Below are 13,480 nucleotides of genomic sequence, written 5' to 3'. Positions count from 1 at the left end.
CCTCCCCGTCAGCCCCTCCCCCTATGGTGATACTCCCACGGAATCCGTGCCAGGGGTGCAACCAAAGGGAGGGTAGGCCGCGCGATGTGAGGGGAGCGCCCATAACTCTGTGGAATTACGTGGTCTCACGCGAAGTGCGACCGCCTGAAGGGTGGGAGCAGGAGCACCGAAGGTGCGACTTGCGACAGGCTGACTGTCTCCCCCGGCCCCGGTCGACCCACTCCCGGAAAGCACCCAGGGCGAAACCCTTATCCCCTGCCGCGAGTTCTCTGGAATCGTGACTCTCCCCCGGGCTGGCATGCTCCTTGCAGCCGTCGTCCTGGCCCTGTATGCGCTTGTCGCCGCCGTGGTGCTGACCGCACCCTACGAAGATCCGATCCATGTTATAGCGCGCCTCACCGCCCTGTGGGGTTTTCTTGCCCTCGCCATCGCAGCCATCCTGACACCGTTCCTCCGGGAGATCATGAAGGTCTTCGGTAGATCGTTTCTTTCGGTGCACCACACCTTCGCCGCCGTCGGCATTCTCCTTCCGACAATGCACCCGGTGGCCCTCGCTATAGGGGCGATGAACCCTGCTATATTCATCCCGGTCTTTTCCCCCTGGGGGAGATTCTGGGCACTCGCAGGCCGGCCCGCACTCTATCTCCTCTACATCGCGTTTGCCGGGGTGCTGCTCCGGAGATATATTCCGAGGTACTGGCGGTGGGTTCACGGCCTGATGTACGTCGCGCTCCTCTTTGCTATAGTGCACGGAAACCTGATCGGAGACGATTTCGAGAACCCGATCATATGGGTGCTCTTCAATACGCTCTTCGCCCTCGTCGTCGCGGCGTTTGTTCTCAAACGGTGGCAGATGACGCGGAAGAAGGCGCCCGCCCGTCGCAGCGGTGCACGGACCTGATCCCGTGCACCGCCCGGTGACTTTCCTGCGCCGTTGGCCTGAACCGCGACGCCCGCTTCGCGTTCGTGCCATTCGCTATCTCCCTGCGCCCCTCCCCTCCCCACCGGGGTGGCTGGAGATCTCCCGTCCCAGGCCGCAGAACCGGCTCTCCCGGGAGTGCCGCGATAGGGTTTTATCCTCTGCCCGCCATCTCTTTCCTGGTGATGCCAGATGTGTACAGTCGGTGGACCTGTCGATATCGAGTTCAATGAGCGCGTGAAGGGCACGAACTACCGCTGCAAAGAGTGCGGCGAGAAGTTCAAGGGCATCGGAAAGCGGCCCATGTGCCCGAGCTGCCAGTCGGAAGATGTCGAAGAAGTCTGAAGGCGGCGCTTCCGGGGGTTCTCCTGCCGGGCCGGGTGTTGCGACCGTACCCCTCGGCGACGAACCCCTCCTCATCCAGGGAGAACGTTCTTTTCTGCTTGTTGCGAAAGCCGCTTCCCGGTTTACGCTCTGCATCGAAACCCCGGACGACGAGTACTGCCAGGCGGTCGACCCCGACGATCTGGTCGCCGTCTCCATGCCGGAAGGCGGCCCTATCGAGCAGGCACGCATGATGCTTGAACTGGTCCGGCGCTATCATATCCCGCTCGTTGTCCTCCCAAAAGACCATCCCGGGTCGAAGCGGTTATCGATGGTCGTCTCGGTCGCCCCGGAGATTCTCCTCGCCTGCGATATCCGCCGGGGAACCCACCCCGAGCAGCACCTGCTCTGCTCGTCGGCTGAGTTCTCCGGGCTCTCGCTTGCGGGGGTTCCCGGGGGCGTTACGATAAAAAATTTGCCTCCCGGCGTGGAAGTGAAACATCTAAATGCGGAAAAATCCTCAGCAGACAAACAACAATAAATATATGCTCAATTTCATCAAATATTCATACGCCGTGAGAAGGAGGGTTTGATGGAGACCGATGTCCTGAAAAGCATCAGGGAAACTGAAGAAGAGTATCAGGCGATGATCCGTGATGCGCAGGCGGAGAGGAAGAAGAGCCTCTCGGATGCCGAGCTGGAGGCTGAAAACCTGGTCCTCAAGGCACAGAAAGATGCCGGGGAGCACAGGAATCAGCGCCTAGCGGAGGCACGGGCCCAGGCGCAGAACAGGTATGAAGAGATTGTCAGGGAGGGTGAAGCGCGCGCAGAGGCGCTGAAGGCAACGGGGAACAAGAACCTTGCAAAAGCTGTAGACTTTATTGTTACACGGTTTAAGGAGCAGCTGCATGTTAAGGCCTGAACGGATGCGCCGGCTGCTCATCGCGGCCCCGAAGGGTGAGATCGACACCATCGTCAGAGAGCTCTACCGCCACAACGTCTATCACATCGAAGACTTCGTGCCGGAGAGCGAGTCCGCTGAAGCGCTGTCGATCGGCCACCCGCTTCCCGGGGCGAGCGATGTGGCCTCGGCGCTCAACGATGTCAGGGCCATTGAAAATGCGTGCGGGATAAACCCGGATAACGTAGAAACTAGAGAGAAACTCCCCGCATCGAAGGTCAGGGAGATGATCCGGACGGACCTCCCCGCCATCCTCGAGGAGGTGAAAGGCCTCGTTGCAACGCGCTCCAGACTGGAAGCGCGGCAGAAGGAGCATGAGCAGCGCGCGAGAGAACTCGAACCGTTCGCGGCGGTCCCCCTGGACCTGGACCTTTACCACGGGTACACGCGGTTTACCGTCTTTACCGGTCACATCGCACGCGACGTCTCCATCGACGTCCCCCATGAGAAATATTTTTCCGACAGGGTGGACGGCAACATGATCGTCGTCGTGGTGCAGAACGAGTACCGCGAGCAGGTCGAGCGGGCTCTTCTCGACGCCGGGTTCCAGGCGATCCCCGTCCCGGAAGGGACCGGGTCACCGGCCGAAAACCAGAAGGCCCATCTCGCCGAAGTCCAGAGCGCCAGCACCGAGATCGCTGAGGTCAACAAGGAGATTGCGCGTATCCGGGAGAGGCACACCGATTTCCTGGTAGCATGTGATGAACTACTCACGGCTGAAGTAGAGCGGGCAGAGGCCCCGTTACGATTTGCTACCACAGAGGAGACCTTCATCACCGAAGGATGGGTGCCTGACGACCGGGCGGACAGGATCCGCCAGGCGCTGGAGAAGGTGACCAACGGCAGGATCTACATCGAGGAACTGGAGGTCGACGACGCTGCCAGGGTCCCGGTGGAGTACGAGAATCCGTCGTTCGCCTCCCCGACACAGGTGCTCATGGATATCTACGCACGGCCGCGGTACTCCGAACTCGACCCGACGCTGATGGTAGCCATCGTGTTTCCCATCTTCTTCGGGCTGATCCTCGGCGACGTGGGTTACGGGGCAGTCCTGCTCTTCCTGAGCCTCGGGCTGCGCAAGTTCCTGAAAGGCGACGAAGGAAGGATGCTCCTCAAGGTGCTCAGCTTCGCAAGCATCTCAAGCATTGTCTTTGGCATACTCTACAGCGAGTTCTTCGGCTTCGCGCTCCCATGGAATGCGGTGCTCTTCTCCCGACATCTCAACATCGGAGGGGAAGTGCACGGTCACGGCCCTCAGGTAGCCGAGCTCATGATCGTCTCGATCTGGATCGGTGTCCTGCACATAACGCTCGGGCGCATCCTCGGCATGATCAATGCCCGGAAGTTCCACCATGGAAAGCACGCGACAAAGGCGGTAATCGCCAATGCCGGCTGGCTTGGAACAATGTGGGGTATCCTCATCCTGATCTGGTCGTTCTACGCCATCCCGATGATGCCCGACCTGACAGGTTTCCCTGTCGCCATCGCGGTGGGCGTCGTCCTCCTGGTGGCAGGCGTCCTTGGGATTGCGCAGGAGAACCCGCTTGAGATCGTCGAACTTCCGACGATCATCAGCCACGTATTGTCCTACGCCCGTCTTGTGGCGGTGGGCTTATCCTCGGTCGCCATCGCGATGGTGATCAACTTCATCGCGATCGGCATGATGATAGAGCCCCAGCTCGAAGCGATCACCCCGATCGGCGTGATTGCCATCATCGTCGGCATTCTCGTCTTCCTGGTGGGTCACGTGCTGAACACGGCACTCGGCCTCCTCGGCGGCGGTCTGCACTCAATTCGTCTTCACTATGTTGAGTTCTTCACCAAGTTCTACAAAGGTGGAGGAAAGAAGTACAACCCATTCGGTATGAAATCAAGGTTTACGGAGGAATAAGAAAATGGTAGATTTTGGCACAGCAGAACTGACTCTTGAAATGGTACAGGCATCGCAGTTGGGAATGAGGGCGCTCGGCGCAGGTCTTGCGATCGGTCTGACTGGCATCGCCGCAGGTGTCGCGGAGATGGCGATCGGTTCCGCTGCGGTCGGGGCGACGGCAGAGAACCGTGACGTATTCGGTCTGGTGCTGCTCCTTACGGTTATTCCGGAAACCATTGTCATCTCCGGTCTTGTGGTTGCACTGCTGCTTCTGTTCTGATGGAGTGAACCATGGGACTCGAAGCAGTCGTGAACGAGATCCGGGAGAAAGGGCGAAAGGAGGTCGAGGCGGTCCGGGCAGAGACCCGGGCCGAAGTCGAAGAGATCCTGAGGGACGCACAGGCCCGCGCCGCCGAGATTAAGCTCTCGGCCGAAGAGGAGGCGGACCGGGCGGCCACCCACATCACCAACCAGGAAGTCTCCGCAGCGAACCTCGTCGTCAAGCGGCAGGTCTTAAACGCCCAGAAGACGCTCCTCGATCAGGTCTATTCGGCCTCGCTCGCTGCTGTCGGTGATCTGCCTGCTGAGTTCCACGAGAAGGCGCTCACAGACCTGTTGAAGAGAGCGGCAAAGGAGATCAAGAAGGGTGTCGTACACGTAAACGAGCGGGATATCCCTGTTGTCGAGAAGATCCTGGGCCAGACAAAGTCCCTCTCGGGCTACACCGTGGGCGACCCGGCTGATATCCCCGGCGGCATCATCGTCGAGAGCGCCGACGGCGAGCTGCAGATCGACTACAGCTACGGCACGTTCCTGGGCGAAGTCTGGGAATCAGCCCTGAAGGATGTGTCAGATATCCTGTTTGCATGAGGAGGTTCATACATGGCAGGGATAAGTAGCGGACCGGCAACCAACTACAAATTCTACGCCAACTACATCTACGCATGCACCCGCATGCGGGTACGGCGTTCACGGCTGATACCGCGCGAAGATTATCTCCGGATGCTGAATATGAGCCTGCCTGAGATTACCCGGTTCATCGGCGAGACCAACTACCGGTCCGAGATCGATGAACTCGGCACCTCCTTCTCCGGCATCAACCTAGTCGAGGAGGCCCTGAGCTGGAACCTCGCCAAGGAGTACCAGAACATCCTGGAACTTGTGCCCGGGAAACTGAAGTACTTCACCGCCAGTTACCTGCGGCGCTGGGATATCCAGAACGTCGTCACCATCCTGCGCGGCAAGATGCAGGGGGTACAGGCCGGCAAGCTCAGGGAGGTTCTGGTCCCGGCCGGCAGGCTGGACAAGGTCGCTCTCGACCGTCTTCTCACTGAAGAGTCGCCGGAACGGGTTGTCGAGGCACTCAAGGGCGAGCGGTTCTACCCCATCCTCGAGAAGGAACTCCCCCGCGCGATGGAGACCGGGTCGTTTGCCCACCTGGAGAACGAACTCTACAAGGGCTACTACGCACGGCTCATCGCCGACGCCACGGAAGGCATCAAGGGCGGGAAGATATTCCTGAAGTACATCAAACTCGAGATCGATACCCGGAACATCCAGAACCTCTTCCGCCTCCGGGCCGGGCACGTCCGTGAGGACGTGCGGGAACTGATGATCCCCGGCGGCTCGTTCTCGGTGGAGGAACTGCAGCGGCTCTCGGGGCTTGAGGACCGGGACGAGTTCATCGATGCCTTAAAGAGGCAGGTGAGGACAACCCCGCTCCTGAATGCGCTTGAGGCAATCCGGGGAAAGGGTGCCATCCATGAGATCGAGGTTGCGCTGACCCGGGTCCAGCTGGACCAGATGGAACGGATATCGAAGCGGTACCCGTTCTCGGTCCTGCCCATTCTGGTCTACCTGGAGGAGAAGAAGTACGAGGTCGCGAACCTTCGCGCCCTCGCCCGGGGCAAGGAGGCCGGCCTCCCCGGTGAGCGATTACAGGGCTACCTGGTGATGTAGAATGGAGATCGCAATTGTCGGTACCGGTGAATTCATCCTCGGTTTCAGGCTCGCGGGCGTCAGGAAGACTTACGTGGCCGAGACCGACGAGCGGCTGGTCGAGCAGATCAACCAGGTGCTCCAGGACAGGGACGTCGGCATTCTCGTCCTGAAGGGAAGTGACATGGAGCGGGTTCCCCTGCGGCTTCGCACCACCCTCGAAAACTCCGTTAAGCCGACGGTCATCGCTATCGGCGGAGAAGAGGGCGGCCTGTCGATGAGAGAGAGAATCAAGAGATCGGTGGGTGTTGATCTGTGGAAACAATGAAGAAAGGAAAAGAAAAAAGGGCTCAGGGAGCCCTGAAAAGAATTTCAGGGCCGGTCGTCACTGCTGTTGGTCTCGACGCACACATGTACGACGTGGTGAAGGTCGGCAATGAAGAGCTGATGGGGGAGGTCATCAAGATCCAGGGTGAGAACACCATCATCCAGGTCTATGAAGATACCGCCGGCATCAGGCCCGGTGAGCCGGTGGAGAACACCGGCCTGTCGCTCACAGTGGAGCTCGGGCCCGGTCTGCTGACCAGTATCTACGACGGGATCCAGCGGCCGCTCGAGGTGCTCGTGGACAAGATGGGCAACTTCATCGAGCGAGGCGTCTCGGCTCCCGGCCTCTCCCACGAGAAAAAGTGGGAGTTCGTTCCCACGGTGAAAGCAGGCGACGACGTCAAGGCCGGCGATATCCTCGGCACGGTCCAGGAGACGAACATCGTCCATAAGGTCATGGTCCCGCCCCGGTCGAAGGGCGGCAAGATCAAGGAGATCTCGGGCGGCAGTTTCACGGTGGACGAGACCATCTGCATCCTCGAGGACGGCACCGAGATCACCATGCTCCAGCGCTGGCCGGTGCGTGTGCCCCGTCCCGTGAAGGAGAAACTGAACCCGGACATCCCGCTGATCACCGGTCAGCGGATCCTGGATGGACTTTTCCCCATCGCGAAGGGCGGAACGGCAGCCATCCCCGGACCGTTCGGGAGCGGGAAGACGGTCGCCCAGCAGCAGCTCGCGAAGTGGTCCGATGCCGAGATTGTCGTCTACATCGGCTGTGGCGAGCGCGGCAACGAGATGACCGAGGTTCTGACCGAGTTCCCCGAGCTCGAGGACCCCAAGACCGGCCGCCCGCTGATGGAGCGGACGGTGCTGATAGCAAACACCTCCAACATGCCGGTGGCGGCCCGTGAAGCGTCCGTGTACACGGGTATCACGATCGCCGAGTACTTCCGGGACATGGGCTACGACGTCTCCCTGATGGCCGATTCCACCTCCCGGTGGGCTGAGGCGATGCGTGAGATCTCGAGCCGTCTTGAGGAGATGCCCGGCGAAGAGGGGTATCCCGCATACCTTGCGGCACGCCTCTCGGAGTTCTACGAGCGGGCAGGCCGCGTCGTGAATGCAAACGGCACGAGCGGTTCGGTCTCGGTCATCGGGGCGGTATCGCCGCCCGGCGGTGACTTCTCGGAGCCGGTCACCCAGAACACCCTGCGTATCGTCAAGGTCTTCTGGGCACTGGACGCGAAGCTCTCCCAGCGCCGGCACTTCCCGGCCATCAACTGGTTGAACTCTTACTCGCTCTACCTGGGCGCGCTCAACGAGTGGTACGACCGCGAGGTCTCGCCCGAGTGGAACCCTCTCCGGTCCTGGGCGATGGGTGTCCTCCAGAAGGAAGCCGAACTCCAGGAGATCGTCCAGCTGGTCGGTTCCGACGCTCTGCCCGACGAGGAGCAGGTCACCATCGAGGTGGCAAGGATGATCCGTGAGATCTTCCTGCAGCAGAACGCCTACGATCCCGTGGACACCTACTGCTCGATGACCAAGCAGTACGACATGATGAAGTCGATCAAGCACTACGCCGACCTCGCGCGTACTGCCCAGGTGGGGGGAGCGACCCCGCAGCAGGTCGTCGGCATAAAGAGCAAGAACGAGCTTGTGCAGATCAAGTTCATCAAGGACTACGAGCCCGTGCTTGAGAAGATCCTGAAGGATATGAAAGCTGAATTCGATGCGATGAGGGCGGCGTGACCATGAAGGAGTACAGGACGATTTCACAGATTGCAGGGCCCCTGGTCTTCGTCGAGAAGACGGAGCCGGTGGGCTACAGCGAGCTCGTCAACATCGTGACCGCCGACGGCACAATCAAGCGCGGCCAGGTGCTGGATACGAGCGACGAGATCGTGGTCGTTCAGGTCTTCGAGACCACCGCAGGCATCGGCAGGGACTCGGGCATCCGCTTCACCGGCGAGACGATCAAGATGCCGGTGGGAAGGGATATGCTCGGTCGTATCCTCTCCGGCGGCGGCAAGCCGATCGACGGCGGCCCGGAGATCGTGCCCGAAAAAAGGCTCGAGACCACCGGTGCGGCCATCAACCCCTACGCCCGGGCGCCCCCTGCGGACTTCATCCAGACGGGCATCTCGACCCTCGACGGGACGAACACCCTTGTCCGCGGTCAGAAACTCCCGATCTTCTCGGCCTCAGGTCTGCCCCACAACGACGTGGCGCTCCAGATCGCCCGGCAGGCAAAGGTGCCCGGGTCGACGGAAGAGTTTGCCGTGGTCTTTGCAGCCATGGGCATCACCCGGGAGGAGGCCAACTACTTCATGGCCGACTTCGAGAAGACCGGTGCCCTCGAGCGGGCGGTCGTCTTCTTAAACCTTGCAGACGACCCGGCCGTCGAGCGGATCATCACGCCGCGTCTCGCGCTCACCACGGCGGAGTACCTGGCGTTCGACCTCGGCTACCATGTGCTGGTCATCCTGACGGATATGACCAACTACTGCGAGGCGCTCCGTCAGATCGGCGCGGCCCGTGAGGAAGTGCCCGGGCGGCGTGGCTACCCGGGATACATGTACACGGACCTTGCGAGCATCTACGAGCGTGCCGGTATCATCAAGGGCGTCAAGGGCTCGGTGACCCAGATCCCGATCCTGACGATGCCGGGTGACGATATCACCCACCCGATCCCGGACCTGACCGGCTACATCACCGAAGGACAGATCGTGGTCAACCGTGAGCTGCACCGGAAGGGTATCTATCCGCCGATCAACGTGCTGCCCTCGCTCTCCCGTCTGATGAACCTCGGTATCGGGAAGGGGCACACCCGCGAAGACCACAAGAAGGTCTCGGACCAGCTCTACGCGGCATACGCGGAGGGTAACGATCTCCGGGGCCTTGTGGCCATCGTTGGAAAGGACGCGCTCTCGGAGCGCGACCGGATGTTCCTCGAGTTCGCCGACCTCTTTGAGGACCGGTTCGTCAGGCAGGGCCTGTACGAGGACCGGTCGATCGAGGAGACGCTCGACCTCGGCTGGGACCTCCTTGCGACGCTGCCGGAGGAGCAGCTCGTGCGTATCGACCGCGAACTGATCCAGAAGTATCACCCGAAGTACCGGAAGAAGGCCCAGGGGTAAGTGTCCATGGCGCTACGAGATATCAAGCCGACCCGATCTGAGCTGATCAACGTCAAGCGGCGGATCAAGCTCTCGGAGCGCGGCTACAACATCCTCAAGATGAAGCGCGATGGGCTGATCCTGGAGTTCTTCAAGGTGCTGCAGCAGGCTAAAGACAGCCGCGGCGCACTGATGGAGCGCTACGAGCGTGCAAAGGAGATGATCGCCCTCGCGGAGACCGTCGAGGGTGCGATCGGGGTGAAGGCCGCCGCCTTCTCGACGGCGGACGTCCCCGCAATCTCCTTAAAGAGCAAGAACATCATGGGCGTCGTCGTCCCGGAGATCGAGGCGTCTTCGGTACGGAAGGGCGTGCTCGACCGCGGCTACGGGATGCTCGGCACGTCCGCCGTCATCGACGAGACCGCGGAGGCGTTCGAGGACCTGCTCGAAGCCATCATCGAGGCCGCCGAGATCGAGACGACCATGAAGCGGCTGCTCGACGAGATCGAGAGCACCAAGCGGCGCGTGAACGCGCTCGAGTTCAAGGTGATCCCGGAGCTCTCCGAGGCCAGAGACTTCATCAAGATGCGGCTCGATGAGATGGAGCGTGAGGAGCTCTTCCGCCTGAAAAAGATTAAGGCACGGAGCACCTGAAGAGAGAGACTGGTGATACCCGGTGGAGATCGGTACGCTCGCTGATGCTGGGAAGTTGACGGGAACGGTGATGCTGCGGGTTGATTTCAACTCGCCCATCGATCCCTCCTCAAACCAGATCTTAGACGACAAACGGTTTCGGGAACACCTGCCGACGGTGCAGGCGCTCGAGGATGCGCGGCTTGTCGTCCTCACGCACCAGAGCAGGCCCGGCAAGAAGGATTTCACGACGCTTGAGGCGCACGCGGCAAAACTGGAGCGGCTGCTCGGCCGCCCGGTGACGTATGTGGAGGACATCTTCGGGCGGTGCGCCCGGGAGGCGATCCGGGATGCCAGGCGCGGGGACGTCCTGATGCTCGAGAACCTCCGGTTTGCCGCCGAGGAGAACCTGACCCTGAAACCGGAGGAGGCGAAGAAGACCCTCCTCGTCCGGAGACTGGCCTCGATGGCCGACTTCTACGTCAACGACGCCTTCGGCACGGCGCACCGCTCGCAGCCGTCGATCGTGGGCCTGCCGCTCGCACTTCCGTCGGTGGGCGGCCTCCTGATGGAGAAGGAGGTCGCGAACCTCTCCCGGGTCTTTTCCGGCGCCCCGCGTCCCGTCACCTTCGTGCTCGGCGGGACGAAGGTGGACGACTCGATCGCGGTCGCACAGAACGTCCTCGAGCGGGGAACGGCCGACCGCGTGATCGTCGTCGGCGTGGTCGGAAACGTCTTTTTGCTTGCGGCGGGCCACGATCTCGGGCGACCCACGGCCCGGCTGATCGACGACCTCGGCTACCGGGCGGAGATCGATAAGGCGAAAGCCCTCCTCGAGACTTACCGGGACCGGCTCTCTCTGCCGCCCTCGGTTGCTGTTCGTGAGGACGGCGAGCGGGTCGAGTACCCGGTGGATGCCGTCCCAGAGAACGCCCAGGTGCTCGATATCGGGAGCGATTCGATCGAAAGCCTTACGGAGGCGATCTCGGGCTCGGGGACGGTCGTGGTGAACGGGCCGGCCGGGCTCTTCGAGGAGGAGGCGTTCGCCGTCGGCACCTTCGAGCTCCTGAAGGCGGCGTCTGCCGTGGAGTTCTCGGTGGTGGGCGGCGGGCACTCCGGCGCAGCCATCGAGCGGCTCGGTATCGAGGATCGGTTCACCCACATCTCCACCGGCGGAGGGGCGGCCATCGAGTTCCTGACCGGGAAGAAGATGCCCGCCATCGAAGCGCTGGAGATGTCCCGCAAGATCTTCGGGTGAGGGGCATCAGACTCCTCGTCTTTTCTCCGGCTTTCCTTTTCCGGTAGTCAGGTTCCTGTTTCGAAATCCCTCCTGGATATCGTAAATTGAGGGCGTGTGACTGTCCAGAGTTCCAACAACAACGCAACTGAAAGAAGGAAAGGTCCCCGTGCAGTGGACCGTGGGGAACTCGCACCTGACGGTGCGAACGAACGGAGTTAGAGAAATAGGGGCTTAACAGAGCCCGAATCCTGTTCTTACAGAACGCGAAGCCACGAAGCACTGATGCTCAGGCTGCCTGCGATCCGGGTGATGATAAAAGGAGGTGGGGTTTGGCCTTTATGGAATGAGGTGGGGGGCCACACCCGAAGATTTCGTGGCCCGGTGTAATTGTGGTCGCTGAACACTGGTGCAGGGGCGCCGTATACCCCGGTTTGCCCCTGACCGAACCCTTGTCTCTTCGGTAGGTGTGTTGGTGTTGTGGGGTGTGGTGATTGCTGACTGGAATTGAGTAAACTGGTGATTGCTGGGTGTGGTCTTTTCCCAATCCAGTATTTATGGTGATCATTATATAATATTTTCCAATAAATATTTTGCCGTATATATTGTTTAAAATACTAAATGAGGGCCTGAGAAATTCGTTTTAACCCGAATAGGGGGTTAAATCCCGGGAATTCCAGACCGCTATGTTTATATGTATCACCGGTTGTCCGGCGGTGTGTGGGGGCGAATCCCCGTGCCCGCGCCGCCCGGTCTCGCAGTCCGCACCTGCCCGCCGGGTTCACTCGCGGAGGAGAGCGACCCGGGAACCAACCGGAATGCCGATATCCGCGCCGATCGGGCCGCACTTGACCGACATCAGGTAAGCCACGGGCGGGAGGTCGCGCTCATCGGAGAGCGACTCGTAGTTGGCCATGCCCTTGGCGATGACGAGCGTTGCACGGTCGAGGGCATCGGCAAGAGAGGGCGGGGCGAGCTCCCGGTTGAGGCCGAGTTCGGCGATGCCGTCCGTGGTGGGGGTGAGCAGGTCGACGTGGCGATCGAGCCCGAGCGCCATCGCATCCTCGATGGTTGCGTCGTTTAGTATCGGCGCCCCCCGGACGGCGAACGTGACGTGCGACCCGCTCTTCTTGAGGTGACCGGCGAGAAGGGTGTCAAAGACGATCTCCCCGCAGTTGTCGGCAAGGTAGACTACCCTGGACGTGAGGGGCTCCATCGTTTCGGTATCGTCGACGGTCAGTCCCGCCGCAAACTCCCGGCGGAAGAACGTGACGAAGTCGTCGGTGACGGTATGGGCCTTCGAGCCGTAGTCCAGCGTGTTGCCGATGACCGATGCCAGCACGAGATCGCGAAACGTCGAAAGATCGCCGCGCACCTTCCGGCAGACCTTCGCCGCATCCTCGTTGTTGCCCCTCTTCAAGGCCCGGTAGGGATCGGCGTCGCCGATCATCCGGTAGGCAAGGCGGTGCACCCGGCTCGCGATGACGGGTGCGGGCACCGGGTCGGCGGCGATGCGCCGGAGCAGGTCCCGGCACGCATCCACGATCTCCTGCATGCGTTGTGGATCGTCGGTGCAGAGCCTGCTTTCATACTCGACGCGGGAGATCAGGCAGTCCGTGCAGCCCGAATAAAATCTCATGTTGTTGAAGGTTGGGTGCGTTGAACGAAAAAATAGTGCAATGGGGCCACTGCGATTTGAACGCAGGTCAGAAGACCCCCAGTCTCCTAGGATGGCCAGGCTACCCTATGGCCCCTCCCTCATACTATGTGCTCGAATTACACATATATCTTCGCTTTGTGGAGGCGGGGTGAACTACCCCGCCCTGAAGGGCGTGGCTTCCTGCTTCATCCCCCTCCCCATCGGGAGCGAGTCCACAGGCTCGACGGCGCGTTCCGCACCTGCTACCCCAACAAGATTCTGCTCTTGCAGGGCGAACTTCTTGATATTGATTGCCGCGTTGATGTCGCGGTCGTGATGAGTGCCGCAATCAGGACAGATCCACTCCCGATCGGACAGTTTCAGATCCCTGTTGATATACCCGCAACAGTTGCAAATCTTTGAAGACGGATCGAACCGCCCGATCTTCAGGAGGGTCTTTCCATACTTCTTGCACTTGTATTCCAGCATCGTGAAGAATGTACTCCACGA

The 13,480-nt window shown here is 60.9% G+C and carries 15 protein-coding genes and 1 tRNA gene; 13 read left to right on the top strand and 3 right to left on the bottom strand.

Annotation, left to right across the window (positions count from 1 at the left end):
• Nucleotides 1-277: 277 nt before the first annotated feature.
• The 13 genes from BRA62_RS12690 (at nucleotide 278) to BRA62_RS12630 (ending at nucleotide 11,352) form a co-directional block, all read left to right on the top strand.
• Nucleotides 278-901 (top strand): hypothetical protein, encoded by a 624-nt coding sequence (locus BRA62_RS12690; protein ID WP_292367175.1) that lies wholly within the window; start codon nucleotides 278-280, stop codon nucleotides 899-901.
• A 210-nt stretch (nucleotides 902-1,111) separates the two neighbouring features.
• Nucleotides 1,112-1,264, top strand: coding sequence for a hypothetical protein (locus BRA62_RS12685; protein ID WP_292367173.1), 153 nt, complete (start codon nucleotides 1,112-1,114; stop codon nucleotides 1,262-1,264).
• Nucleotides 1,248-1,784, top strand: a complete 537-nt coding sequence (locus tag BRA62_RS12680) for an alpha/beta hydrolase (protein WP_292367172.1) — start codon at nucleotides 1,248-1,250, stop codon at nucleotides 1,782-1,784. The genes BRA62_RS12685 and BRA62_RS12680 overlap by 17 nt, the downstream gene beginning before the upstream one ends.
• A 51-nt stretch (nucleotides 1,785-1,835) precedes the next feature.
• Nucleotides 1,836-2,165, top strand: a complete 330-nt coding sequence (locus tag BRA62_RS12675; RefSeq protein ID WP_292367170.1) for a V-type ATPase subunit subunit G family protein — start codon at nucleotides 1,836-1,838, stop codon at nucleotides 2,163-2,165.
• Complete coding sequence (locus BRA62_RS12670) at nucleotides 2,152-4,095, top strand: V-type ATP synthase subunit I (protein ID WP_292367169.1); 1,944 nt, start codon at nucleotides 2,152-2,154, stop codon at nucleotides 4,093-4,095. The genes BRA62_RS12675 and BRA62_RS12670 overlap by 14 nt, the downstream gene beginning before the upstream one ends.
• A 4-nt stretch (nucleotides 4,096-4,099) precedes the next feature.
• Nucleotides 4,100-4,357 carry an ATPase gene (locus BRA62_RS12665; protein ID WP_292367167.1) on the top strand — a complete coding sequence of 86 codons (258 nt, stop codon included), beginning with the start codon at nucleotides 4,100-4,102 and terminating at the stop codon, nucleotides 4,355-4,357.
• A gap of 11 nt (nucleotides 4,358-4,368) precedes the next feature.
• Entirely contained in the window at nucleotides 4,369-4,947 is a 579-nt protein-coding gene (locus BRA62_RS12660; RefSeq protein ID WP_292367165.1) for a V-type ATP synthase subunit E family protein, read from the top strand.
• Nucleotides 4,948-4,959: 12 nt separating this feature from the next.
• Nucleotides 4,960-6,036 (top strand): V-type ATP synthase subunit C, encoded by a 1,077-nt coding sequence (locus BRA62_RS12655; protein WP_292367164.1) that lies wholly within the window; start codon nucleotides 4,960-4,962, stop codon nucleotides 6,034-6,036.
• Between the two features lies 1 nt (nucleotide 6,037).
• Nucleotides 6,038-6,343, top strand: coding sequence for a V-type ATP synthase subunit F (locus BRA62_RS12650; protein WP_292367162.1), 306 nt, complete (start codon nucleotides 6,038-6,040; stop codon nucleotides 6,341-6,343).
• Nucleotides 6,340-8,094, top strand: a complete 1,755-nt coding sequence (locus BRA62_RS12645; protein WP_292367161.1) for an ATP synthase subunit A — start codon at nucleotides 6,340-6,342, stop codon at nucleotides 8,092-8,094. Before BRA62_RS12650 ends, BRA62_RS12645 begins: the two co-directional genes overlap by 4 nt.
• 2 nt (nucleotides 8,095-8,096) lie before the next feature.
• Nucleotides 8,097-9,482 (top strand): ATP synthase subunit B, encoded by a 1,386-nt coding sequence (locus BRA62_RS12640; protein WP_292367159.1) that lies wholly within the window; start codon nucleotides 8,097-8,099, stop codon nucleotides 9,480-9,482.
• A gap of 6 nt (nucleotides 9,483-9,488) precedes the next feature.
• The gene (locus tag BRA62_RS12635; protein ID WP_292367157.1) at nucleotides 9,489-10,115 is read left to right on the top strand and encodes a V-type ATP synthase subunit D; all 627 of its coding nucleotides are present in this window, start codon (nucleotides 9,489-9,491) and stop codon (nucleotides 10,113-10,115) included.
• Nucleotides 10,116-10,137: 22 nt separating this feature from the next.
• Nucleotides 10,138-11,352 carry a phosphoglycerate kinase gene (locus BRA62_RS12630; RefSeq protein ID WP_394340001.1) on the top strand — a complete coding sequence of 405 codons (1,215 nt, stop codon included), beginning with the start codon at nucleotides 10,138-10,140 and terminating at the stop codon, nucleotides 11,350-11,352.
• Nucleotides 11,353-12,112: 760 nt separating this feature from the next.
• On the opposite strand, the gene BRA62_RS12625 is transcribed toward BRA62_RS12630, so the two are convergent.
• From BRA62_RS12625 to BRA62_RS12615, 3 genes are all read right to left on the bottom strand, one after another.
• Entirely contained in the window at nucleotides 12,113-12,970 is an 858-nt protein-coding gene (locus BRA62_RS12625; RefSeq protein ID WP_292367152.1) for a damage-control phosphatase ARMT1 family protein, read from the bottom strand.
• 41 nt (nucleotides 12,971-13,011) lie between these two features.
• A tRNA-Pro gene (locus BRA62_RS12620) sits at nucleotides 13,012-13,085 on the bottom strand.
• Between the two features lie 59 nt (nucleotides 13,086-13,144).
• Nucleotides 13,145-13,480 (bottom strand): zinc ribbon domain-containing protein (locus BRA62_RS12615; RefSeq protein WP_292367151.1); only part of this gene is annotated, 336 nt, incomplete at its 5' end.

This window comes from Methanoculleus sp. UBA208 (assembly GCF_002498065.1).
Classification (GTDB): Archaea; Halobacteriota; Methanomicrobia; order Methanomicrobiales; family Methanoculleaceae; genus Methanoculleus.
The sequence above is the reverse complement of the archived record's forward strand: the minus strand, read 5'-3'. Positions and strand labels throughout refer to the sequence as shown.

What these genes read in the sequence shown, in the direction of transcription:
- BRA62_RS12685 (WP_292367173.1), top strand. Translation starts at nt 1,112, where the DNA reads ATGTGTACAGTCGGTGGACCTGTCGATATCGAGTTCAATGAGCGCGTG.
- BRA62_RS12680 (WP_292367172.1), top strand. Translation starts at nt 1,248, where the DNA reads ATGTCGAAGAAGTCTGAAGGCGGCGCTTCCGGGGGTTCTCCTGCCGGG.
- BRA62_RS12675 (WP_292367170.1), top strand. Translation starts at nt 1,836, where the DNA reads ATGGAGACCGATGTCCTGAAAAGCATCAGGGAAACTGAAGAAGAGTAT.
- BRA62_RS12670 (WP_292367169.1), top strand. Translation starts at nt 2,152, where the DNA reads ATGTTAAGGCCTGAACGGATGCGCCGGCTGCTCATCGCGGCCCCGAAG.
- BRA62_RS12665 (WP_292367167.1), top strand. Translation starts at nt 4,100, where the DNA reads ATGGTAGATTTTGGCACAGCAGAACTGACTCTTGAAATGGTACAGGCA.
- BRA62_RS12660 (WP_292367165.1), top strand. Translation starts at nt 4,369, where the DNA reads ATGGGACTCGAAGCAGTCGTGAACGAGATCCGGGAGAAAGGGCGAAAG.
- BRA62_RS12655 (WP_292367164.1), top strand. Translation starts at nt 4,960, where the DNA reads ATGGCAGGGATAAGTAGCGGACCGGCAACCAACTACAAATTCTACGCC.
- BRA62_RS12650 (WP_292367162.1), top strand. Translation starts at nt 6,038, where the DNA reads ATGGAGATCGCAATTGTCGGTACCGGTGAATTCATCCTCGGTTTCAGG.
- BRA62_RS12645 (WP_292367161.1), top strand. Translation starts at nt 6,340, where the DNA reads ATGAAGAAAGGAAAAGAAAAAAGGGCTCAGGGAGCCCTGAAAAGAATT.
- BRA62_RS12640 (WP_292367159.1), top strand. Translation starts at nt 8,097, where the DNA reads ATGAAGGAGTACAGGACGATTTCACAGATTGCAGGGCCCCTGGTCTTC.
- BRA62_RS12635 (WP_292367157.1), top strand. Translation starts at nt 9,489, where the DNA reads ATGGCGCTACGAGATATCAAGCCGACCCGATCTGAGCTGATCAACGTC.
- BRA62_RS12625 (WP_292367152.1), bottom strand. Translation starts at nt 12,970, where the DNA reads ATGAGATTTTATTCGGGCTGCACGGACTGCCTGATCTCCCGCGTCGAG.